Source organism: Streptomyces sp. NBC_00885, assembly GCF_045207475.1.
In the GTDB taxonomy this organism is placed as follows: domain Bacteria; phylum Actinomycetota; class Actinomycetes; order Streptomycetales; family Streptomycetaceae; genus Streptomyces.
Genome location: NZ_CP108796.1, coordinates 5,426,826 through 5,449,482 on the forward strand (window position 1 = coordinate 5,426,826; position 22,657 = coordinate 5,449,482).

The 22,657-nt window shown below is 70.1% G+C and carries 21 protein-coding genes and 3 tRNA genes; 11 read left to right on the forward strand and 13 right to left on the reverse strand.

Translation table 11 applies throughout. The features are described 5' to 3' along the window. Positions 1-304: 304 nt before the first annotated feature. A tRNA-Lys gene (locus OHA61_RS24740) sits at positions 305-378 on the reverse strand. Between the two features lie 146 nt (positions 379-524). Between OHA61_RS24740 and OHA61_RS24745 the strand changes: the two genes are divergently transcribed. From OHA61_RS24745 to OHA61_RS24765, 5 genes are all read left to right on the forward strand, one after another. Next, positions 525-1,868, forward strand: coding sequence for a peptidoglycan-binding protein (locus OHA61_RS24745; RefSeq protein ID WP_406304866.1), 1,344 nt, complete (start codon positions 525-527; stop codon positions 1,866-1,868). A gap of 35 nt (positions 1,869-1,903) precedes the next feature. Continuing rightward, positions 1,904-3,079 (forward strand): SPFH domain-containing protein, encoded by a 1,176-nt coding sequence (locus OHA61_RS24750; protein WP_406304867.1) that lies wholly within the window; start codon positions 1,904-1,906, stop codon positions 3,077-3,079. 121 nt (positions 3,080-3,200) lie between these two features. Beyond that, entirely contained in the window at positions 3,201-3,788 is a 588-nt protein-coding gene (locus OHA61_RS24755; protein WP_406304868.1) for a lytic polysaccharide monooxygenase, read from the forward strand. Between the two features lie 26 nt (positions 3,789-3,814). Further along, positions 3,815-5,476, forward strand: coding sequence for an AMP-binding protein (locus tag OHA61_RS24760; protein WP_406304869.1), 1,662 nt, complete (start codon positions 3,815-3,817; stop codon positions 5,474-5,476). Between the two features lie 264 nt (positions 5,477-5,740). Further along, positions 5,741-5,998: a hypothetical protein gene (locus tag OHA61_RS24765; RefSeq protein ID WP_406304870.1), complete on the forward strand. Its 258-nt coding sequence runs from the start codon at positions 5,741-5,743 to the stop codon at positions 5,996-5,998. Between the two features lie 38 nt (positions 5,999-6,036). Here the strand turns inward: OHA61_RS24765 and OHA61_RS24770 are convergent. The 6 genes from OHA61_RS24770 to ehuB all read right to left on the reverse strand — a co-directional run bounded on the left by OHA61_RS24770 (position 6,037) and on the right by ehuB (position 10,078). Then, positions 6,037-6,110: transfer RNA gene (locus OHA61_RS24770), tRNA-Lys, on the reverse strand. An 85-nt stretch (positions 6,111-6,195) separates the two neighbouring features. Further along, positions 6,196-6,954 (reverse strand): IclR family transcriptional regulator C-terminal domain-containing protein, encoded by a 759-nt coding sequence (locus OHA61_RS24775; protein ID WP_324980305.1) that lies wholly within the window; start codon positions 6,952-6,954, stop codon positions 6,196-6,198. A 167-nt stretch (positions 6,955-7,121) separates the two neighbouring features. After that, entirely contained in the window at positions 7,122-7,889 is a 768-nt protein-coding gene (gene ehuA / locus OHA61_RS24780) for an ectoine/hydroxyectoine ABC transporter ATP-binding protein EhuA (RefSeq protein WP_406304871.1), read from the reverse strand. Then, positions 7,879-8,529 (reverse strand): ectoine/hydroxyectoine ABC transporter permease subunit EhuD, encoded by a 651-nt coding sequence (gene ehuD / locus OHA61_RS24785; protein ID WP_266476120.1) that lies wholly within the window; start codon positions 8,527-8,529, stop codon positions 7,879-7,881. The genes ehuA and ehuD overlap by 11 nt, the downstream gene beginning before the upstream one ends. Beyond that, positions 8,526-9,200 (reverse strand): ectoine/hydroxyectoine ABC transporter permease subunit EhuC, encoded by a 675-nt coding sequence (gene ehuC, locus OHA61_RS24790; RefSeq protein WP_406304872.1) that lies wholly within the window; start codon positions 9,198-9,200, stop codon positions 8,526-8,528. Before ehuC ends, ehuD begins: the two co-directional genes overlap by 4 nt. After that, complete coding sequence (gene ehuB / locus OHA61_RS24795) at positions 9,197-10,078, reverse strand: ectoine/hydroxyectoine ABC transporter substrate-binding protein EhuB (protein ID WP_406304874.1); 882 nt, start codon at positions 10,076-10,078, stop codon at positions 9,197-9,199. Before ehuB ends, ehuC begins: the two co-directional genes overlap by 4 nt. Before the next feature lie 42 nt (positions 10,079-10,120). Here ehuB and OHA61_RS24800 point away from each other — a divergent pair, with 42 nt between their 5' ends. Next, entirely contained in the window at positions 10,121-10,612 is a 492-nt protein-coding gene (locus OHA61_RS24800) for a DUF3830 family protein (protein ID WP_406304875.1), read from the forward strand. Here the strand turns inward: OHA61_RS24800 and OHA61_RS24805 are convergent. Together OHA61_RS24805 and OHA61_RS24810 are read right to left on the reverse strand one after the other, a co-directional pair. Then, positions 10,593-11,999, reverse strand: coding sequence for an amidase (locus tag OHA61_RS24805; RefSeq protein WP_406307451.1), 1,407 nt, complete (start codon positions 11,997-11,999; stop codon positions 10,593-10,595). The two genes, OHA61_RS24800 and OHA61_RS24805, sit on opposite strands and share 20 nt — an antisense overlap. Next, on the reverse strand, positions 11,983-12,945 hold the full coding sequence (locus tag OHA61_RS24810) for a D-2-hydroxyacid dehydrogenase (protein ID WP_406304877.1): 963 nt from the start codon (positions 12,943-12,945) through the stop codon (positions 11,983-11,985). Before OHA61_RS24810 ends, OHA61_RS24805 begins: the two co-directional genes overlap by 17 nt. Before the next feature lie 102 nt (positions 12,946-13,047). On the opposite strand from OHA61_RS24810, the gene OHA61_RS24815 reads away from it, so the two are divergent. The 4 genes from OHA61_RS24815 (at position 13,048) to OHA61_RS24830 (ending at position 17,671) form a co-directional block, all read left to right on the forward strand. Next, on the forward strand, positions 13,048-13,890 hold the full coding sequence (locus OHA61_RS24815) for a decarboxylase (protein WP_389371867.1): 843 nt from the start codon (positions 13,048-13,050) through the stop codon (positions 13,888-13,890). Beyond that, the gene (locus OHA61_RS24820; protein ID WP_361911938.1) at positions 13,887-14,624 is read left to right on the forward strand and encodes a decarboxylase; all 738 of its coding nucleotides are present in this window, start codon (positions 13,887-13,889) and stop codon (positions 14,622-14,624) included. The genes OHA61_RS24815 and OHA61_RS24820 overlap by 4 nt, the downstream gene beginning before the upstream one ends. Before the next feature lie 82 nt (positions 14,625-14,706). After that, entirely contained in the window at positions 14,707-15,780 is a 1,074-nt protein-coding gene (locus OHA61_RS24825) for an LLM class flavin-dependent oxidoreductase (protein WP_324980280.1), read from the forward strand. Between the two features lie 211 nt (positions 15,781-15,991). After that, positions 15,992-17,671, forward strand: a complete 1,680-nt coding sequence (locus tag OHA61_RS24830; protein WP_406304879.1) for a glycosyl hydrolase family 18 protein — start codon at positions 15,992-15,994, stop codon at positions 17,669-17,671. Between the two features lie 283 nt (positions 17,672-17,954). Here the strand turns inward: OHA61_RS24830 and OHA61_RS24835 are convergent, their stop codons facing one another. Further along, a complete protein-coding gene (locus OHA61_RS24835) occupies positions 17,955-19,763 on the reverse strand; it encodes a putative bifunctional diguanylate cyclase/phosphodiesterase (protein WP_406304880.1) in 1,809 nt (602 codons plus the stop codon). Between the two features lie 353 nt (positions 19,764-20,116). Between OHA61_RS24835 and OHA61_RS24840 the strand changes: the two genes are divergently transcribed. Continuing rightward, positions 20,117-21,373 carry a M6 family metalloprotease domain-containing protein gene (locus OHA61_RS24840; RefSeq protein WP_361911926.1) on the forward strand — a complete coding sequence of 419 codons (1,257 nt, stop codon included), beginning with the start codon at positions 20,117-20,119 and terminating at the stop codon, positions 21,371-21,373. Positions 21,374-21,455: 82 nt separating this feature from the next. On the opposite strand, the gene OHA61_RS24845 is transcribed toward OHA61_RS24840, so the two are convergent. From OHA61_RS24845 to OHA61_RS24855, 3 genes are all read right to left on the reverse strand, one after another. Beyond that, positions 21,456-21,529: transfer RNA gene (locus OHA61_RS24845), tRNA-Lys, on the reverse strand. Beyond that, positions 21,520-22,176, reverse strand: coding sequence for a bifunctional DNA primase/polymerase (locus tag OHA61_RS24850; protein ID WP_406304882.1), 657 nt, complete (start codon positions 22,174-22,176; stop codon positions 21,520-21,522). Before OHA61_RS24850 ends, OHA61_RS24845 begins: the two co-directional genes overlap by 10 nt. 125 nt (positions 22,177-22,301) lie before the next feature. Then, on the reverse strand, positions 22,302-22,643 hold the full coding sequence (locus OHA61_RS24855; protein ID WP_389371861.1) for a hypothetical protein: 342 nt from the start codon (positions 22,641-22,643) through the stop codon (positions 22,302-22,304). Positions 22,644-22,657 lie beyond the last annotated feature (14 nt).

Sequence of the window (22,657 nt, forward strand, 5' to 3'; positions counted from 1 at the left end):
TTGCATCATGCCCGTCACGTGTTCGGACCGTGATCGGGGTCCCCTTCCCCGCACTCCGACAACGGACTGATGCGCCTGTACTACCCTCAACTACGCGAAACGGATGCCCCATTGGAGCCATTGCTTCCAGGATAGGTTCTACGACCCCGGCCATGATCGCAAGGGTGAATGAAGCACTTAAGCGGATATATGTACGATTTAAGGGTCCCTTGTGGGCGAGCAGTGTTCGGGTGCAGGGCGGCCGAAAATAGCCGTAGGTACGACCGAGGCCCCCTCACTCGCCGTGAGGGGGCCTCGGTTTGCGTGCGCCGCCAGGGACTCGAACCCCGGACCCGCTGATTAAGAGTCAGCTGCTCTAACCAACTGAGCTAGCGGCGCCTGCTGACCTGGAGAACTCTACCGGGCGGCGAGGGGTGCTACTGACCATTATCTGATCGTTCCGGCCTGTCGGATCGTCGTTTATTACCGCTACTCCGTCAAAATGCGATCAAACGTGACAGATCAATGAGTGACAGGGGCCACGTATGACCGCGCCGGTATTCGAGGAATTCGAGCCCGCCGCCGACTGCGACTGCGCGGGGTGCGCGCAGCAGCGCCGGGCTCTCGCCGCGGGGGAGCACCCGGCCGCACACGGCTGCCGCCGGGCACTCGTGCTGTTCACGGCGGCTGGCGTGGTCCTGAGCGGCGGCGGAGGAGCAGCCGCAGCGACGACGGTCGGGGTCCCCTCCGCGCCCGGGTCCGCGCTCCGGTCCGCGTCGGGGGCGGCCGCTTCCGTCGACGATCCCGAGTTCACCAACGAGCAGGGCGGCACCGCACCGCTGCACGGACCCTCCGCCCATCCCGCCACCGCCACGGTCGCCGCCCCGCTGCGTCCGGTCACCCGGGCCGAGATCATCAACCGCGCCCAGCAGTGGGTAACTGCCAAAGTCCCGTACAGCATGGACCAGTACTGGTCGGACGGGTATCGCCAGGACTGCTCCGGCTTTGTCTCGATGGCCTGGAACATGGGCAGCAACGAGTGGACCGGGAGCCTCGCGCAGTTCGCCACCCGGATCACGCGCGAGGAGCTGGCGCCCGGCGACATCCTGCTCTTCCACAACCCGGACAATCCGACCAACGGCTCGCACGTCACGATCTTCGGCGGCTGGACCGACTACACGCACACCTATTACGTCGCGTACGAGCAGACGAAGCCGCACACCCGCAAGCAGCCGACGCCCATGGGGTACTGGACCAACGCCGACCGGTATCTGCCCTACCGCTACAACGGCCTCATCACCGCGACGACCAACGTGACGACCGCCGCGACCACCGCCGTGAGCGGGCCGTTCTTCGGCGATGAGTATCCGGGCGCGACAGCCTTCGGTCCCGGCGCGAACAACGCGCACATCACCAGGCTCGGCGAGATGCTCGTCGAGCGCGGCGGCAAGCACTTCTACACCAAGGGCCCCGGGCCCCTCTGGGGCGAGGCCGACCGCCGGGCCACCGAAGCCTTCCAGCTCGCCCAGGGCTGGCGCGGCCCGGCCGCCGACGGGATGCCGAGCGCGGAGACCTGGCAGCTCCTGACGGCCAGGCAGGGCAGGAGCATCCCCGCGGCGGCGCCCGGCCCCGGCGGCACGAGCGCGGCGAAGCCCACGTACCCCGGGACCCGGCACTTCAGGCCCGGCCGGTCCGGCGCGCATGTCATCCAGCTCCGCCGGAGGCTGGTCGAACTCGGCTTCGCCAAGCACTACACAGCCGAGCCCGGGCCGGCCTGGGGCGAGGCGGACCGGCGCAGTGTCGAGGCCTTCCAGCGGGCCCAGGGCTGGCGCGGCGCGGCGGCGGACGGATTCCCCGGGCCCGAGACCTGGCGCCGGCTCTTCGCCTGAGACACGCACCGAACCCATCAGTGGAGGCGGCAGTCATGAACACCACGCCCTCGGAGCCCGACGGCGAACCGACGTCCGACGGCCCGCGGCACACCCCCGTGATCGCCCAGGAGGTGACCACCGAGATCCCGGTGCATCTCCTCTTCCGTGACGACGACTCCCAGCCGATCGCCCTGCGCTCCGCCGTGGTGGCGCGGCGGCAGGGCACCGGCGAGCAGCCGAAGGTCGGGCGAAGGCCCGCGCCGCCGGCCGCCGTGCCCCTGCGGCCGGCGCCGCCCGTCGATCCGGACCTGGGCGAACGCCCCGCGTCCGCACTGCCCGGCTGGACCGGTCTGGTCGCGGGTGCGTGCGCGCTCGGCGGGGTCGGCGCGGTGCTGTGGGGGGCCGGGGCGGTGCCGGGCCCGGTGGCACGACTGCTCGGGCTGACCCCGCATCCGTTCCAGGGCATCGGGTTCGGACTGTGGTGTCTGCTCACGCTGGGCGTGATCCTTGTGCTCTTCGCCTTCGGCGGGCTCGGGCGCGGACGCGTCGGCCAGGCCTGGGTGCTCACGCTCTTCGGCGACTACTGCGGCAGCGTGCGGCGTACGGGCTTGCTGTGGGTGAGCCCCCTGGTGCTGCGCCGGCGCGTTGACGTACGGCTGCGGCACTGGCGCAGCGAACCCATGCCCGCGGTCGACGCGGACGGCACCGCGCTGCGGGTCGTCGTGCTCGTGGTGTGGCGGGTGGCGGACACGGCGCGGGCCGCGCTCGGTGTCGAGGACCACGAGGGCTATCTGAGCGAGCAGGTCGAGGCGGCGATGGCGCGGGTGCTCTCGCAGCTGCCCGCCGACGCACTTCATGAGGAGGCTCCCCCTGGCTTCGCCGGGGGGACCCCCACGCTGCGCGACGCGGAGGCGGTCGGCGACGCCCTGACCCGGATGCTGTCGGCGGACTGCGCGCCGGTGGGGATCGAGGTCTTCTCGGCGCAGCCGACGGGGATCGAGTACGCGCCGGAGGTGGCGGCCGCGATGCAGCGCCGGCGGATCGCGGCGATCGACGCGAAGCACCGCGACAGCGTGCTGACTTCGGTCGTGGACGCGGTGGAGGAGACGGTGAGCAGGCTGACCGCGCGGGGGCTCGTGGAGCTCGACGACTACGAGCGCAAGGCTCTCGTGAAGGACCTCACGATCGCCTTCTACACCGGGCGTTGTGGGGCGGCAGAAGGTACGTGATTGGTCTGGACATGTTCAAGTTCCGTTAATACCCTGGGGCTTGGTCTAGACCTGAATGTGCACCACCGCACGCGTGCAGCACGGCTCGCCTGAACTCCCCCACGTTCTCCAGGAGCGAAGCATGCGCAAGAAGATAAGCGCGGCCGTGGTCGGTCTCGCCGTAGCGGGCACCACTGTGCTCGCCACCGGCAGCGCCAGCAGCCACGGCTACACCGACTCGCCCATCAGCCGCCAGAAGCTCTGCGCCAACCGCACGGTCGCCGACTGCGGCGAGATCATCTACGAACCCCAGAGTGTCGAAGGCCCCAAGGGCTTCCCTGCCGCGGGTCCGGCCGACGGAACGATCTGCGCCGGCGGCAACAGCCGCTTCTCGCAGCTCGACGACCCGCGCGGCGGCACCTGGCCCACCACCAAGGTCTCCTCGGGCCAGAACTACACCTTCCGGTGGCAGTTCACGGCCATGCACGCGACGACCGACTTCAAGTACTACGTCACCAAGAACGGCTGGAACCCCAGCCAGAAGCTCACCCGCGCCTCGCTCGACTCGCAGCCATTCCTGACGATCCCCTACAACGGTCAGCGCCCGCCGTCCACGCTCAGCCACTCCGGGACGCTGCCGTCGAAGTCCGGAAGGCATCTGATCCTCGCGGTGTGGACCGTGCACGACACCGGCAACGCCTTCTATGCCTGCTCGGACGTTCAGTTCTGACGAGTAGTCAGTTACCGTGCGGCGTCATGAGGAACGCGGAAGCAGGAACCGTCGCGGAGCTCGTACAGCGCCAATGGGGCGATCACCGGGTGGGCCTGAGAGACCACGGTCACTCACTCACCCACCACCAGATGGCCGCGGGCGCCGCCGCACGGGCCGCGCTCCTCGTGGACCTGATGCCGCGCGGAGCCGAGCCACACCTCGGGGTACTGCTGGACAACACTCCCGAGTTTCCCCTGTGGCTCAGCGCGGCGGCTCTGGCCGGAGCCGCCGTGGCAGGCATCAACCCGACCCGCCGCGGGCCCGAACTGGCCCGCGACATCCAGCACACCGACTGCCGGGTGCTGGTCACCGAACGCTCCCGCCTTCCCCTCCTCGACGGTCTCGAACTGCCGGGGACACGGGTGCTGGTGACCGATCCCGACAGCGCCGACTACGCCGAGCTCCTCGCCCCGTACGCCGCCGCCGTACCGGGCGAGGCCACGCTCGGCCCTGTCGGGCCCGGCAGTCGGCTGCTGCTGTACTTCACCTCCGGGTCGACGGGCGCGCCCAAGGCAGCGATCTGCTCCCAGGGGCGGCTCGCGGCGGCGGGCGCGTCCCTCGTCGCGCACTTCGGCGTGCGCGAGGACGACGTGCACTACATCTGCATGCCGATGTTCCACGGCAACGCCGTCATCGCCGACTGGGCGCCCGCGCTGTCCGCGGGCGCTGCCGTCGCGCTGCGGCGGCGCTTCTCGGCCTCGGGCTTCCTGCCTGACGTACGGGAGTTCGGCGCCACCTACTTCACCTACGTCGGCCGGGCGGTGCAGTATCTGCTGGCCACGCCCGAGCGTGACGACGACCGCTCGCACTCCCTGCGGCTGGGCTTCGGCACCGAGGCGGGCGCGGTGGACGCGGCCCGCTTCCAGGCACGCTTCGGCGTACGCCTGGTCGAGGGCTACGGCTCCTCGGAAGGCGGCGCGGCGATCCAGCGGACCCCCGACACGCCCGCCGGCGCGACAGGCAGGGCCGGTCCCGGCGACGACCTCGCGGTGGTCGACCCCGACACGGGCAAGGAACGGGCGGCCGCGGTGCTGGACAAGGAGGGGCGGCTGCTCAACGGGGACGAGGCGATAGGGGAGTTGGTCAACCGCGGCCCGAACCCCTTCGAGGGCTACTGGCGCCACCCCGAGGCGGACGCGGCCCGGACCCGCGGCGGCTGGTACTGGACCGGCGACCTCTTTTTCCGTGACGCGGAGGGCTTCTTGTACTTCGCGGGCCGTACGGACGACCGGCTGCGGGTCGACAGCGAGAACCTCGCCGCCGCGATGATCGAGAACATCCTCGCCCGCTGGGAGCCCGCGGCGGCGGTCGCGGTCTACGCCGTGCCCGACCCGGTGTCGGGCGACCAGGTGATGGCGGCGATGGCCCTGCGGGACGGGGTTTCGTCCTTCGACCCGGAGGCCTTCGCCGACTTCCTGGCGGCGCAGCCGGACCTGGGCACGAAGATGGCGCCGCGGTTCGTACGGGTGCTGCGGGAGCTGCCGGTGACGGCGACGAACAAGGTTCACCGGGTGGGGCTGCGGAGGGTGGGGTTCGGGGGTGGGGACCCGGTGTGGTGGCGGCCGGGCGGCGCGGGGGCGTATCGGTTGCTGGGCGTGAAGGACCGGTCGGCGCTGGAGGCGGAGTACGCGGAGCGGGGGCGCTGAAATTCAGCCCCTCCGGCGTTTGAGGAGCGGGGGTCCGGGGGCAGCGCCCCCGCCACGCGGCGGAGCCGCAAATCGATACAGCGGGAAGGGGCGGGGTGGGGGCAAAGCCCGCCGCAGGCGAACCCCTCGCACGAGGCGTACAGGAGCATCACCGCCCGGCAGGCGGGTACCGCGTTCGGCGCTCTGCGTGAGGGGCCGGCGGACCTCGCGGCCGGGGCCGAGCGGGCCGCCGCCGAGCACGCGGCCCGTACCGCCGGCCGGGCCGTGCTCTTCCCCGGCGCGGCCGCCCTGACCGGCACACTGACCGTCGGCGAGCTGTCGGCCGCCTCCGCCGTCGACGAGGTGGCCACCCTCGGCGCGCCCGGCGCCGCGGACCCCGGCGGGCGGCTGGTCACCCGCGATCATGTGCGGCCCGAGTGGCGGGAGGGACGGCTGGTGCTCACGGTGACGCCCGCGGTGGGCGGCAGTCTGGTGCCGTTCGAGGCTCCCGATCCCACCCCGTGCTGCGCGGACCACACGTGAAAAAGCCCCTCGCGTGAGCGAGGGGCTTTCCCTGTCTGTGCGCCGCCAGGGACTCGAACCCCGGACCCGCTGATTAAGAGTCAGCTGCTCTAACCAACTGAGCTAGCGGCGCCTGCTGACAGAGAAAATAATACCTGCTCCGGAGGGGTGCTTCTGACACCCCCCGGGGGCACCCCCGCGGGGCCCGGGGGCAATGCCTAGATCGCCAGCGAGAGCACCACCGGCGCCGCCTTGCGGTTCAGCAGGTCGGCCGCCGAGCGCAGTCGGTGGGCGTGCTCGATCGGCATGGACAGCGCCAGGCACCCCACCGCCGAGCCCGCCGTCAGCGGGACCGCCGCGCAGACCGTGCCCACCGCGTACTCCTGGAGGTCCAGCACCGGGACCGTCGGAGGCTGACTGTCCAGCTTGGAGAAGAGCAGCTTCTCGCTGGTGATCGTCCGCGAGGTCAGGCGGGCGATCTTGTGGCGCGAGAGGTGGTCACGGCGGCCGTTCACATCCAGCTGGGTCAGCAGGCACTTGCCGACCGCGCTCGCGTGCGCCGCCGAGCGGAAGTCCACCCACTCGTTGACCTTCGGGGCGCGCGGGCCGTCGGCGTACTGGGTGATCTTCACCTCGCCGTCGATGTACCGGCTGATGTAGACGGCCGCGCCCACGGAGTCGCGCAGCTCGGTGAGCGTCTCCTGGATCTTCGCCTCCAGCGCCTGCTGACGGGTGATCCCCGAGCCGAGCAGGATCAGCGAGTCGCCGATCACATAGGCGCCGTCCGCGACCTGTTCCACATAGCCCTCGCGGCGCAGCATCGCCAGCATGGGAGCCAGATGGCCGGTCGGCAGACCCGTCTCGCGTGCGATCTGGACATCGGTGACACCGCCACCGTGCTTCGAGATCGTCTCCAGGACGCGCAAGACGTATTGCACCGAGTGGAACGGCGCGGTCGGCTCGGGCTTCAGCGCCACGGTTTCCCCCTACCAGGTTGTTACCGCAAGCTTCCGTACCACGATAGCGGCCAAGAGCCGTTTCCGGGGCGGCTGTTGGCGAGAATGATGGTGCGCCCCAGCCGCATAAGCTGGGGCGCATCCACTTGGCATATGCCAGGGTCACACTTTTCGGCCCGAGTAAATGGTCAGAGCACCGCACCGAGAAACTCGCGAGTACGTTCCTGCTCCGGATCGGAGAAGATTTTTTCCGGCGATCCGGACTCGATGACCCTGCCCGCGTCGAACATCAGCACCTCGTCGGAGATGTCCCGCGCGAAGTTCATCTCGTGCGTGACACACAGCATCGTGATGTCCGTCGAGCGCGCGATGTCCCGCAGCACGTCCAGCACGCCGGCCACCAGCTCGGGGTCGAGTGCCGAGGTCACCTCGTCGAGGAGCAGCACCTGCGGGCGCATCGCCAGCGCCCGGGCGATCGCCACCCGCTGCTGCTGGCCGCCCGAGAGCTGGGTCGGCTTCGCGTCACAGCGGTCGCCGAGGCCGACCAGTTCCAGCAGCTCCTTGGCGCGCACCTCGGCCTCGTCCTTGGACATGCCGAGCACGCGCACCGGAGCCTCGGTGATATTCCGCAGAGCGGTCATATTGGGAAAGAGATTGAACTGCTGGAAGACCATGCCGATCTGCTTGCGCGCTTCCCGGCGCTCCTTCTCGGCGGCTGGAAACAGCCGGTTCCCGTTCACCCGGATCGTGCCCTCGTCGGGCGTCGCCAGCGTCATCAGGAGCCGCAGGATCGTCGTCTTTCCGGAACCCGACGGACCTATCAGCGTGACGTGTTTGCCGGGTTTCACCGAAAAACAGAGGTTGTCGAGGACGGTGTTGTCGCCGAAGCGCTTCGTCACATTCTCGAAGCGGATCAGCTCGGACGTCGTATCGGTGGGGGCGGTGTCAGCGGACAAGACGGCGCTCCAGGGCTCGTACGAGAAGGGAAGCCGGATAGGCGATGAGAATGAAGGCGATGCCGATCACGGTCAGCGGCTCGGTGTACTGGAACGTCGATGCGCTCTCCAGTCGGGACTCCTGGAGCATCTCCAGGACGCCGATCGCGGCGAGCAGCGGCGTGTCCTTCAGCATCGCGATGACGTAGTTGCCCAGTGCCGGTGTGATGCGCCGGACCGCCTGCGGCAGGATCACCGCGATCCAGGTGCGGTGGGCGGGCAGGCTCAGCGCGGTCGCCGCCTCCCACTGACCGGCCGGTACGGCTTCGATGCCCGCCCGGTAGACCTGCGCGGTGTACGTCGAGTAGTGCAGCCCGATCGCGATCGTGCCGGTGGTCAGCGCCGAGAACTGCACGCCCCACTCCGGCAGTACGAAGTAGAGGAAGAAGAGCTGCACGAGCAGCGGTGTGGTGCGGATGAACTCCGTGATCAGGTTCACCGGCCACCGTACGAAACGGGTCGGCGCGCGGAATCCGATCGCCCAGAGAAGCCCGAGCGTGAAGGAGATCAGCGAGCCGAGCACCAGGATCTGCAGCGTGATCAGCACGCCGTCCCAGAAGCGCGGCATGAAGTCCGCCACGGCGGACCAGTCCCAGTTCACTTCGCGCCACCTCCCGAGACCGCGACGCCGATATTCCTCTTGGTCTTCTTCTCAAGGGCCTTCATGGAGCGTGTGATGACGAAGGCGAGCACGAAGTAGATGACCAGGCTGATGGTGTAGATCTGTGCGCTCTCCTGGGTCGCGAGCCGCACCAGATACGCGGCGAAGGACACGTCGCCCACCCCGAGCAGCGACACCAGCGCCGTGCCCTTGAGCAGCTCCACCAGCAGATTGCAGAACGGCGGGATCATCTCCGGCACCGCCTGCGGCAGCAGGATCAGCCGCATCCGCTGCCAGGGCGAGAAGCTGAGCGCGACGCCGGCCTCGCGCTGGGCCGGAGCCACCGAGTTCAGCGCGCCGCGCACGATCTCGGCGCCGTACGCGCCGTAGGAGAGGCCAAGTGCCAGCACCGCGGCCCACATCGGGACGAGCTGCCAGCCCAGCAGCGGAGGCAGCACGAAGAACAGCCAGAACATCAGGATGAGCGCGGACGTGCCGCGGAAGATCTCGGTGTAGAAGCCCGCAAGGAAGCGGACGAAGCGGGAGCGGTGGGTGCGGGCCATACCGACGGCGAAGGCGAGGAGACCGGCCAGCACCGCGCTGTACACCAGCAGTTGGACGGTGATCCAGATGCCCGGAAGTACCCAGTTCTGCCAGAGTCCGGCTGTCATCGGCACAGCTCCTCGGCAGTGAGAGCGGTCATCTCGTTCTTGGTGAAGCCGAACGGCCGCAGTATGCGGAAGAGTTCGCCGCTCTTCTTCATCTTGTGTATCTCGACGTTGAACGCGTCGCGCAGCTCGGTGTCGGTGGGGCGGAAGGCGAAACCGCCGCCGTCGATCTTCTTCTCGCCGTCCACGACGGCCGCGAACGGCGCGGTCGCCTCTGCCTTCCGGCTCTTCTTCACCACCTCGCGGGTGGTCAGCGCGGTGCCCGCGAAAACGTCGACACGGCCCGACTCGACGGCGTTCAGGCCGGCCACCTGGTCCTGGAGGATGACGATGTCCTTCTCCGGATAGCCGGCGGCGACCGCGTAGTCGATCTCCGCATAGCCGGTGCCGGTGGCGAACTTCGCCTTCGCCTTCACCACGTCCTCGTAGGTGTGCAGGTTCTTGGGATTGCCCTTGCGCACGATGAAAGAGTCGAGCATCTGGTACTCGGGGTCGGCGAAGATGACCTGCTCGCAGCGTTCCTTGTTGATGTACATCCCGGCCGAGACGACGTCGAACTGCTGTGAGTTGAGCCCGGGTATGAGGGAGGCGAAGTCCGTGGCGACCGGCTGGACACTGTCGATCCCGAGCCGTTTGAAGATCACGCGGGCCAGCTCCGGAGCCTCCCCCGTGAACTCGCCCTGGTCGTCGACATAGCCGTAGGGAACCTCGCCGGCGATGCCCAGGCGCACCGTGCGCTGGGACTTGAGCCGGGCCAGCGCGTCACCCGAGGGCACCCGGCTGCAGCCCGCCGCGCCCGCGGCACCGAGGGCACCGGCGGCAGCGGTACCGAGCAGCACTGTGCGTCTGCGAATTGATCCTGTCAGTCTTGTACGAGCCATGGGCGCGCGGCTACCCGGCTCCCGGCTGGGTATGCGTACGAGATGGCCGACCGATATGTGACCGTAGCCCTCGACAAGCGCGGTGTGCGTTGCACCGCGAAGCTCCTCGACGACAAGGCCCCGCTTGCCTGCGCGGCCGTGTGGGACGCGCTGCCCCTCGCGGGGGACGTGTACCACGCGAAGTACGCGCGCAATGAGATCTACGCCCTGTTCCCGGCGTTCGCGGAACAGGAGCCACCGCTGGAGAACCCGACGGTGACCCCGATTCCGGGTGATCTCTGCTATTTCACCTTCAGCGGTACGGAGTTGAGCACGGCGGCGTACGGATACGACCGCGACGTCTCCCGCCCGGTGACGGTCGACCTGGCGCTGTTCTACGAGCGGAACAACCTGCTGCTGAACGGCGACACCGGGTGGGTGCCGGGCATCGTGTGGGGCACGGTGGTGGACGGCCTGGACCGGATGGCGGACGCATGCCAGGACCTGTGGCGCGCGGGCGCGCTGGGCGAGACGCTCAGCTTCCGGCGAGAGTAGGCGCGTCGATCGCCGCCGCTCCCGACTCGTACAGCGCGTGCGCCGCACGCAGCACCACCGCGTCCGCGTGCCGCGGGCCGATCAGCTGGACACCGATCGGGAGCCCGTCCTCGTCGAGCCCGCACGGCACTGTCGCGGCGGGCTGCTGGGTCATGTTGAAGGGGTAGGTGAACGGCGTCCACCCCGTCCAGCGCCGGTGTCCGGAGTGCGCCGGGACCTCCGCGCCCGCCTCGAACGCCGTGATCGGCAGGGTCGGGGTGACCAGCAGGTCGAACGAGGTGTGGAAGCGGCCCATCCGCCTGCCCAGCGCCATCCGGGTGTCCACGGCCGCCAGGTACTCCAGCGCGCTGTACCGCGCGCCGTGCCCGGCGATCTCCCGCAGTCCCGGGTCCAGCAATTCGCGCTGGCGGGGCCCGTAGGGCTGGAGCAGCCGCGCCGCGCCGCTGAACCACAGGGTGTGGAAGGGCTCCACCGGGTCGGCGATGTCGGGGTCGGACTCCTCGATGTACGCGCCGAGTCCGGCGAGCGCCGCCACCGCCCGCCGTACCGCGGACGCCACCGCCGGGCGCACCGCCACCTGTCCGCCGAAGGACGGCGAGTAGGCGATGCGCAGCCCCTTCACGCCCTGCGCGAGCGCGCCGCGCACGCCCGCCGCCGGGCCCAGATGGGACCAGTCCCGCCAGTCCTCGCCGCTGATGACGTCGAGCATCAGAGCGGCGTCCGCCGCGTCGCGGGTCATCGGGCCCGCGTGCGAGAGCGTCCCGAAGGGGCTCGACGGATACAGCGGCACCCGCCCGTAGGTCGGCTTCAGCCCGAAGACGCCGCAGAAGGACGCGGGGATGCGGATCGAGCCGCCGCCGTCCGTGCCGATCGACAGCGCACCCGCGCCGAGCGCCACGGCCGCCGCGCTGCCGCCGCTGGAACCGCCCGACGTGCGCGCCGGATCGTACGGATTGCCCGTCACCCCGTGCCGCGGCGAGTCGGTGACACCCTTCCAGCCGAACTCGGGGGTCGTCGTCTTGCCGAGGAAGACCGCGCCATGCGCCCGCAGCCGTGCGACGGACGGCGCGTCCTCGTCCCAACTCCCTTGCTCGGAGACATTCCTGGAGCCGCGCAGGGTCGGCCCGCCGCGCTGCAGCAGCAGGTCCTTGACGGTCACCGGAACCCCGTCGAGCAGCCCCTGCGGCTCCCCCCGGTGCCAGCGCCCGGCGGACGCGCGCGCCTGGGCCAGTGCCTGTTCGGCGTCGACCCGGACGAAGGCGTTCACCAGCGGCTGCACCACCTCGATCCGCTCCAGCGCCGCGCGGGTCGCGTCGACGGGCGTGAAGTCGCCCTTTTCGTAGCCGGCCAGGAGCTGGTGGGCGGTGAGGTCAGTCAGCGGAGACATCATGCATGGGGACGTACCCACGTTTCTTGTCGACCACGTTCGGGAACGGCTTTCCGGCCTCCCACAATTCGTACAGCTCCACGAACTGCTCCCCGAGCCGGTCGCGCCAGCCGATCGTGTCGCCGCTCATGTGCGGCGAGACGATCAGCCCCGGCACGTCCCAGAGCGGGCTGTCGGGCGTGAGCGGCTCCGAGGCGAAGACATCGAGGGCCGCGCCCGCGATCCACCGCTTGTTCAGCGCGGCCACCAGATCGTCCTCGACGACCAGCGGCCCGCGCCCGACATTGATGAACCGCGCCGACGGCTGCATCAGACCGAAGCGCCGCGCGTCGAACATCCCGCGCGTCGCGTCGGTGAGCGGCGCGGCGCACACCACCCAGTCGGCGCGGGCGAGCAGCGGATCCAGGTCCTGGGCGCCATGGATGCCGGCGCGCTCGGTACGGCCCACGACCGCCACGGTGACACCCAGTGCCTCCAGGGTGTGGGCCACGGCCCGGCCGATGGGGCCCGCGCCGACGACGGTGGCCCGGGTGCCCGCTACCCGCAGGCCCTCGCGATGGCGCCAGCGCCGCTGCCGCTGGAGTTCCAGGGTGCCGGGGAGGTCCTTCGCCATGGCCAGGACCAGCCCGGCGACGTACTCGGCGATCGGCTCCTCGAAGACTCCTCGCGCATTGGTGACGACGGTGTCGGAAGCGATCAGTTCCGGGCAGAGCAGCCGGTCGACGCCCGCGCTCGGGGTGTGCACCCAGCCCGGCCGGGGACCCTCGCCCGGCCAGGCGGCGCGTACCGCCTCGGAGGTGAAGTCCCACACCAACAGCACGTCGGCGTACGGAAGTCGATCGGCCAGGGTCTGCTCGTCGGCGTACTGGACGTGGACCCGTCCGGCCAGTCGGCCGAGACGGGGCTCGGGGTCGGCCGCAAGCACCAGAAGAGTGGGTTCGGACATCAGGCGGAAGCCGTTTCGTAACGTCAGAGATGTACGGATTGACCACGCTCGCACCCGAACCTAACGTCGTCAACAACGGGCCAGGGCCATAAGGGGGCCGCTATGGATGTCTCCTTTCTCGGCGGACCACAGCCCCAGCACGGCGTCGGCGTGGTCGCCCCTTTCGACTTCGCGCTGGACCGTGAGCTGTGGCGCTGGGTCCCCGACGATGTCTCTCTGCGGCTCACCCGTACGCCCTACGTGCCCGTCGAGGTCTCCCTCGATCTCGCGCGGCTGGTGAGCGAGCACGAGACACTGCGCGACGCGGTACGGGCGCTGAGCGCATCCGAGCCCGAGGTGGTGGCCTACGCCTGCACGTCGGGGAGTTTCGTCGGCGGTCTCGCCGGTGAGCGGGCCATGTGCGAGGCGATGACCGCGGCGGGGGAGGTGCCCTCGCTGACCACCTCCGGCGCCCTGCTCGAAGCACTCGAAGAGCTGGGCGCCGGCCGTATCGCCCTGGTCACGCCGTACACGGAATCGGTCACCGAGGCGCTGGAGGAGTATCTCGGCGAAGCCGGGGCAACCGTCACCGGACGCGCTTTTCTCGGGCTGACCCGGCACATCTGGAAGGTGCCGTACCGGTCGGTGGTGGACATGGCGCGCCAGGCGGTGGTGGGCGCGGCCGACGCGCTCTTCATCAGCTGCACCAATCTGCCGACGTACGACGCGATCCCGCAGCTGGAGGCCGAACTGAGGATGCCGGTGCTCTCCGCGAATCAGGTGACGATGTGGTCGGCGCTGCGCCGGATCGGCGTGCACGCGGTAGGCCCCTATCAGGGCCTGCTGCTTCAGCCGGATGCGCAGGCGGAGGTGCCGCCCGCAGCCCAGGCCCTGCCCGCAGAGCCCTCTCAGCCGGCCCAGCCGACTCAGCCCGCTGGGCCCGAAGACCAGGAAGGCTGGACATGACCACGGTCGGACTCCTCTACCCCGGCCACTCCGCCGAGGACGACTACCCCCGGCTCGAGGTGCTGCTCGACAGCGACATCAGGCTGCCCGTCGTCCACACCGACATCGGCGAGGACGCCCACCGCGTCGACGCGCTGCTGCGGATGGGCGCGCCGGACAGGCTCGCGGCGCGGGTGGAGGAGCTGCGGCTGGAGGGTGCGGAGTCGGTGGTGTGGGCGTGCACCAGCGGGAGCTTCGTGTACGGCTGGGAGGGCGCGCACGAGCAGATCCGCTCGCTCGCCATGGCGGCGGGGATGCCCGCGTCGAGCACGTCCTTCGGCTTCGCGCACGCCCTGCGGGAGCTGGGCGCTCAGCGCGTCGCGGTCGCCGCGACCTATCCGGAGGACATCACGGCCCTGTTCACCGCCTTCCTCAAGGCGTCCGGGGCCGAGGTCGTGGCCGACCGGGCGAGCGGGATCGTGACGGCGGCCGAGGTCGGCACCTGGGGCCGGGAGGAGGTACTGGAGCTGGCGCGTGCGGGGGACCACCCCGACGCCGAGGTCGTCCTGCTGCCGGACACCGCCCTGCACACGGCGGCGTATCTCGCCGATCTGGAGCAGGCCGTGGGCAAGCCCGTGCTCACGGCGAACCAGGTGACCGTGTGGGAGGGGCTGCGGCTGGCGGAGCGCCGGGCGTGGGTGTACGGCCCGAAGCTCGGCACGCTCTTCCAGAAGGAGTTCGAGCACCCCGAATAGTCCGCGGGTACACCGGAATAAACGGAGAGGCCCTCCTGTTTGACTGCGCTGTAACCGTCTTCATGCGCAGGAGGACCCACCGGTGGACGACATTCGAGGCACGGCGATCGGTACCGCACCCGTACCGCTGTCGGTACTGGACCTGGTGACCGTCGGCGTCGGCCGCACCGCGAGCGACGCGCTGCGCACCAGCGTGGACATCTCCCGACTCGCCGAGAGCCGCGGCTTCCACCGCCACTGGGTCGCCGAGCACCACTCGATGCCGGGCGTCGCCTCGTCCTCCCCGGCGGTGATCCTCGCCCATCTCGCCGCACACACCGAGCGGATCCGCCTCGGCTCGGGCGGCGTGATGCTCCCGAACCACGCGCCACTGGTGATCGCCGAGCAGTTCGGCACCCTGGAGGCCCTCGCGCCGGGCCGTGTCGATCTGGGTCTTGGCCGGGCACCCGGCACGGACGGCGCGACCGCGGCGGCACTGCGCCGCACCGACCGGCTGAACGAGGGCGCTGACGACTTCCCGCAGCAACTCGCCGAACTCACCCGCTTCCTGGACGACGACTTCCCCGACGGCCATCCGTACGCCCGTATCCATGCCGTCCCCGGCCCCGTGCAGGGTCCCTCCGCCCGCCCGCCCATCTGGCTGCTCGGCTCCTCCGGCTTCAGTGCCCGGCTGGCCGGAGTGCTCGGACTGCCCTTCGCCTTCGCCCACCACTTCTCGGCCCAGAACACGGTCCCGGCGCTCGACCTGTACCGCGAGTCCTTCCGGCCGTCCGCGGTGCTGGATGCCCCGTACGCCCTGATAGGCGTCTCCGCGCTCGCGTCGGACGACGAGAAGGAGGCCCGCCGCCAGGTACTGACGGGTGCGCTGTCCATGGTCCGGCTGCGCACCGGCCGCCCCGGACTGATCCCGACGCCCGACGAGGCGGCGGCGTACGAATTCAGCCCCATGGAGCGGGAGTTCGTGGACAGCTGGCTGGCGAACGTCATTCACGGCACACCGGACGCGGTACGCACGGGCCTGGACGACCTCCACAAGCGCACGGGCGCCGACGAGTTGATGATCACGGCCAACGCGCACGGCCCCGACGCGCGGCTGCGTTCGTACGAACTGATCGCGGACGCCTACGATTTGCCGCGTGGAGTGGTTCATTCCTGAACCGCCTCCTCCCATGGCCTTAAGGCAGTCCTAAAACCGCTCGTCACCGATGGTGGCGAGCGGTTCCTTGTTGGGGGTGCACCCGCCTGACGAGGGGTTTCTCATGGAAATTGGTCTAGTCCTCATTTGGTTCGGACCATTGACGCGGGGGTGGCCGGATCGCTATCTCTTCTCCAACTCCCGTTCCGCACACCCCCCTCGGAGGAAGCCCGTGCGCTCCCGCAGACCCTTGATCGCCGCGCTCACCGGCGCCGCGCTCGCCGCAGGCGCCCTCGCCGCGTCCGTCGGCCTCGGCTCGGCCCAGGCGGCGGACGCCGCCGCGCCCTCGTCCGGCGGGGTGAAGATCGCGTACTACGACCAGTGGAGCGTGTACGGCAACGCCTTCTACCCCAAGCACCTGGACACCCGGGGCATCGCGGGCAAGCTCGATGTCATCAACTACTCCTTCGGCAACATCCACCCCACCGACCTGACCTGCTTCGAGGCGAACAAGGCCGCGGGCGACGACGCCAACCCCAACGCCGGTGACGGCGCGGGCGATTCGTACGCCGACTACCAGAGGTCGTTCGCGGAGGCGGACAGCGTCGACGGTGTGGCCGACACCTGGAACCAGCCGATCGTGGGCGTCTTCAACCAGTTCAAGGAGCTGAAGGCGAAGTACCCCAAGCTGAAGATCAATATCTCGCTCGGCGGCTGGACGTACTCCAAGTACTTCCACGACGCGGCCCTGACGGACGCGAGCCGCAAGAAGTTCGTGGCCTCCTGCGTCAAGCAGTACATCGCGGGCGACCTGCCGGTCGAAGGCGGCTACGGAGGCGCGGGCACCGCCGCCGGGATCTTCGACGGCATCGACATCGACTGGGAGTACCCGGGTTCGGAGAACGGCCATCTCGGCAACCACTACGGGCCCGAGGACAAGGCCAACTTCACGCTCCTGCTTGCCGAGTTCCGCAAGCAGCTCGACGAGTACGGCGCGGCGCACGGCGGCAAGAAGTACCTGCTGACGGCGGCGCTCCCGGCCGGCCAGGACAAGATCAAGAACATCGAGACCGACAAGATCGGCGCGTATCTCGACTACGCGAACATCATGACGTACGACCTGCACGGCGCCTGGGACACGGACGGCCCGACGTACCACCAGTCGCCGCTGTACTCCCCGGCGTCCGACCCGACGGACCCGATCCCGCCGGGCACACAGAGGTACTCGATCGACAACGCGATCGACGCGTGGCTGGACGGGAACACGGCGTACGGCATCGCGGGCGGCTTCCCGGCGGACAAGCTGACCCTCGGCTACGAGTTCTACTACCGGGGGTGGAAGGGCGTCCCCGCGGGCGCGAAGAACGGCCTCGCCCAGTCCGCGACCGGCGCCTCGACAGCCCGGCCGGTGAGTCAGCAGGCGGGCATCGCACACTACAAGGAGCTCGGCGGGATCGTCGACAACGCGGCGACGTTCTGGGACGACGAGGCGAAGGCGGCGTACTTCTACAAGGACGGCGAGTTCTTCACCGGCCTCGACAAGCGCGCGATCCAGGCGCGTGCGGACTACGCCCACAGCCGGGGCCTGGCGGGCGCGATGATGTACTCGCTGCTCGGCCTGGACGCGAACACGACGCTGCTGAACGACATCGTGACGGCGGTCGGCGGCTCCCCGACCCCGGACCCGACCCCGAGCCCGACGCCCTCTGCGAGCGACCCGACCCCCTCTCCGTCCCCGAGCACGCCGCAGACCGGCTGCACGGCGGCGGCCTGGTCGAGCACGGCGGTCTACACGGGCGGCGGCCTGGTCTCCCACAAGGGCCACAGCTGGAAGGCGCAGTGGTGGACCCAGGGCGAGGAGCCGGGCACGACGGGCGAATGGGGAGTCTGGCGCGACCAGGGCGCGTGCTGATGTAACCCCCGCCGGGGCTCCGCCCCGGACCCCGCGTCTCAAACTCCCCCCGGACTTCGTCCGGGGGGACCCCACGAGGCTGAATTTTCCCGCCGGTCGGCCTGATTTTGCAGGCCGACCGGCGGAAACTTCAGCCCGTCCGGCGTTTGAGGACATGCGGCCGAAGGCCGCATACGGGGTCCGGGGCGAAGCCCCGTCGGGGGTCTGGGGGCTTGCCCCCAGTTCGGGAAGGGCGGGTCGGGGACAAGCCCGCCGCAGGCGCACCGCCCGCGCCACCCCCCGCTCACACCGAAAGCGCCGCAGCCCCGATCAGCTCCGCAATCCGCTCCGGCGTCACCGCCCGCGAGTACAGCCACCCCTGCCCCGTATCGCACCCGATCCGCCGCAGTCGCGACGCCTGTCCCGCCGTCTCCACGCATTCCGCCGTGACCGTCAGCCCCAGCCGGTGCGCCAGTTGGACCAGCGCCTCGACGATCGTCTCGTCCGCAGGGTTCGGGTGCGCCTCGTCCTGGAAGCCGCGGACAAACGATCCGTCGAGCTTCAGTACGGATACCGGCAGCCGACTCAGGTACGCCAGGTTCGAGTAGCCCGTCCCGAAGTCGTCGATCGCGATCTGCACGCCCATGTCGCTCAGCGCCTGCAGCGCCTGGAGCGGGCGGCCCGCCGAGCCCATCACCGCCGATTCGGTGAGCTCCAGCTGCAGCAGATGCGGCGCGAGGCCCGTCTCGGCCAGGATCCCCGCCACGTCGGTGACCAGGTCGGAGTCCCAGACCTGCCGCACGGCGACGTTGACGCTGACGAAGAGCGGCGGTGCCTCGGGGTGTTCCTGCTGCCACTGGCGGGCCTGGCGGCACGCCGTACGCAGGACCCACCGTCCGAGCTGGATGATCGAGCCGTCTTCTTCAGCAATTCCGATGAACCGATTCGGCGCCAGCGTGCCGAACTGTGGGTGATTCCATCGCACAAGTGCCTCGACGCCCCGCGTGACCCCGTCCGCCATCCCCACCAGCGGCTGGTACTCCAGCGTGAACTCCCCGCGTTCCACGGCCGGCCGCAGTGTCGACGAGAGCGCCTGACGGGTCATCCGGTGCGCGTTGCGCTCGGGGTCGAAGAGGGTCCAGCGGGCCTTGCCGTCCGCCTTCGCCCAGTAGAGGGTGGTGTCCGCGGCCTGCATCAGGCCGGTGGCCGTGGTCCCCGAGACCGACCGTTCCACCACACCGATCGACGCCGAGACCGAGAGCCGCTGCCCTGCCAGGTCGAACGGCTGCTGTAACGCGGCCAGTACGCACCGCGCCAGATCGGCGAGTTGTTCCGTACCGGTGGAGTCCTCGACCAGGATCGCGAACTCGTCGCCGCCCAGCCGCGCCACCAAGTGGCCGCCGCTGCGCGTATATCCGTCGCTGTCCGCGCACTCGGTCAGTCGCGCGGCGACCGCCGCGAGGAGCCGGTCGCCGACCCGGTGCCCGAGTGTGTCGTTGACCGCCTTGAAGCCGTCGAGGTCGAGATAGCAGAGGCCGATCCGCCCGGTCGAGCCGTGGTCGTACGCCGATGATTCGAGCGCGGCCGACAGCCGCTCGAAGAACAGCGTGCGGTTGGGCAGCCGCGTCACGGCGTCGTGCATCTGGAGGTGGCGCAGCCGGGCCTGGAGCTCGCGGCGGTCGCTGATGTCCGCGATGGACAGCAGCACGTTGCGGCTGTCGGGCACGGGCGCCACCGTCACCTCGGCCCACAGCGCGTGCCCGTCGGGGTGCTTGAGGCGGCGCGTGCAGCGGAAGCGGGACCGTCGGCCGCGCAGCACCTCGCGGTACGCGTGCCAGGTGCGGCGGTCCGACGACAGGTCCACGAGATCCGCGGCGAACTGTTCCCGCAGGGTCACGGGTTCGGTGCCCAGCAGCGTGGCGAGTGCCGCGTTCGCAGTGAGGACGTGGCCCTCGTTGTCGACGACCGCCATCGCGAGATGGGCGGCGTTGAACGCGGCCCAGTGGTCACGCTGTTCCGCCGCGCCGGCAATGTGACGCTCCGTGACCGACGGCCGGACATTCCCGGGGACTGCGACTCCCGCGGGCCCTGTTCCTTCGGAGGTTCCGCTCACCGCTCGCTCCCGCAGTGCAGTTGTGTCGTCCAGGGTCGTACAGATGTGGTCGGGAAGAGGTCGGGAAAGTGAGCCGATCATAGAGCCAGGCGCCTGGGCCGTTCCAGCGACGACGCCCGCCGGGAGTCCCCTCCACGCCTTCGGCCGATCGTTTCTGCACAGGTCCTGGCCGGGCCCGACTCCGTTCTGACCGAATGTGACGTTCCGTGAGCCATCGGAGTGTCGCCGGGTCTCGGGTCGGTGTCAGGCCGGTGTCGGGTCGGTCACCCGGGTGGGGCAGCGGAACAGGGCGTACTACCGCAAACAAGCACAAGGTGGTTGAGGTGTCGCGCATTCCGTAGCCGGAGGTCCACGTGGAGGGTCAGCAGTCATCCGAGGGAACACCCGGGGGAGTGGAACGCGTACGTCTGCGCAGTGCCGCCGCCGCGCTCACCTCCCTCATGGCGCTCGCCGCCACATCCTTGGTCGCGGGCCCCGCGGTGGCATCCACCACGTCGGGCCCCTGCGCCCTTCCCCGCACCGCGGCGCACCACTCCCTGGGCGTGGACACCTGGAACGCTGCGTATCCGCGCCCGGCCCGGACCCTGAACGCGGTCGTGATCTTCGTGTCGTTCCCGGACCATGTGCCGGCGAACGCGCCGGACGAGCTCGCCGCCGACCACTTCCCGGCCACCAGCACGTTCTTCACACGCGCCTCCTACGGCAGGTTCTCGCTGCGGGCCGATCCGCAGCACCAGTGGGTGAGGATGCCGAAGGCCTCGACGGAGTACGGGATACGACGGGACTGGCGGTCCGAGCAGCGCAGCGCCTATCTGGGCGACGCGCTCGATGCCGCCGACGCGGGCGTGGACTTCTCGCGCTACGACATCGTCTACCTGGTCGCCGACCCGGACGCCCCCGGCGTGGACTCCGACGCGACGAAGGTCGTCAACCTCGACCAGCCGCTGCACGCCGACGGGACCGACATCGGTCGAGTCGTGACCGTCTTCGAACACCATCCGCCCGACCGCAATGTGCTGGCCCACGAGACCGGGCACGTCTTCGATCTGCCGGACCTCTACCACCGGCCGCTGGACGGACAAGGTGACTGGGACACATATGTCGGCGACTGGGATGTGATGGGCAGCCAGTTCGGGATGTCGCCGGACCTCTTCGGCTGGCACAAGTGGAAGCTGGGCTGGCTGGACCGCCAGGCCGTGCGGTGTGTCACCAGGACGGGGCTGATCACGCTGGAGCCGATCTCCGCCGCGCCCGCGCCGGGCGCGAGCCTCGGCACCCGGCTCGCGGTCGTACGGACCGGCCAGGACACGGCGCTCGCTATCGAGGCGCGCAGCGCGACGGGCAATGACGAGACGACCTGCACGGAGGGCGTGCTGATCTACCGCGTCCAGTCCGACGCGGACTCGGGCGGCGGCCCGGTCGAGGTCGTCGACACCCACCCGGAGACAGAGGCGTGCTGGGACGAGTCGGTGTATCCGCCGCTCGCGGACGCGCCGCTGGGGGTCGGTGAGACGTTCACGATGCCGGGGGCGCCGGGGGAGCGGACGCGGGTGGAGGTGGCGGACCGTACGCGCGCGGGTGCGTGGACGGTACGGATCTCGACGGTGTAGGCCCGCGGGGACCTGCGACTCCGGGCGGCTTCCCGGGCGCACGAAAAAGCCCCCCGCTTCCGCGAGGGGCCCCTTCCGTCTGTGCGCCGCCAGGGACTCGAACCCCGGACCCGCTGATTAAGAGTCAGCTGCTCTAACCAACTGAGCTAGCGGCGCCTGCTGACGTCGTAGACCTTAGCATCCTGATCGGCGGGAGGAAAAATCGATACTCGGACGCTCGGCGACGAGGCCGTGCGGGCCGCGCGCACGCATGCCCAGAGCACCACCTCGGGCCCCGGCAGCCAGGGGTGCCGGGTGTCGGGAGCCACCAGCCAGCGCGGTCCGGATGCCCTGTCGTCCTGGGCCAGCGGCGGGACGGTCACCGCGTCGCCGATGCCGTGGCAGAACATCGGCGGCACGGCGTCGCCCCACTCCTCCCAGTCGAGCAGGGACGGCAGCCGATGGGCGGTGCCGGGGGCGGTGAACAGCAGCATCCGGCCGCGGTGCATGGCGACGGGGCCGGAGCCGGGCCCCTCCTCCCACAGCCGGTCGAGCATCCGGCGGCCGAAGATCGCGGGCACGTTCACTACGTCGAAGACCGAGCCGCAGGGGAGTACGGCGGGGGCGGTCGGGCGGGTCTCCCAGAGTGCGAGCATCGAGCGCGGATGGGCGCCGGCGGAGGTGAGCCAGCTGCCGCCGGGCGGTGTGACATGGGCGGAGTGGTGTCCGCCGTCCTCCCTCAGGAAGGCGAAGATGTCGGTCCGGCGCTCGTCGTCACCGGCACCGGCGTTCATCAGGGAGTCGTCTCGCAGCCATGCGCTCATGAAGCAAGATCTACCCGGAGTTACCATTCCGTTTCTGAGAGTTGCCGGAAACGGGGACAGGGCGGGGCGGGCAGGAGTATCTTGCGCACCGGCATATGCCGGGTGGGATGTTCCCGGGGCACGCCCTATTGCTGGGACCCGCCGCGCTGCAGCTCGCGGCCGAATTCGATCATCTTCTTGGCGTAGTCGGCCGTCCACTCCGCCCGCTCGGCGATGTCCGCGGGGGTCAGCCGGTCGAAACGGCCCGGGTCGGCGAGCTGGGCCGCCGCGAGGGCCTGGAACTCCACCGCCCGGTCGGTGGCCGCCCGGAAGGCGAGCGTCAGCTCGGTCGCCCGGGCCAGCAGCTCCTGGGGGTCCTCGATCGACTCCAGATCGAAGAAGTGCTCGGGGTCGGCGGCGGCCTCCGACGGCTCGAAGAGCAGCGGTGCCGGTCGCAGCTTCCGCTCGCTCCGCTCGGGTTGCGCCATGTGGTTCTCCTCCT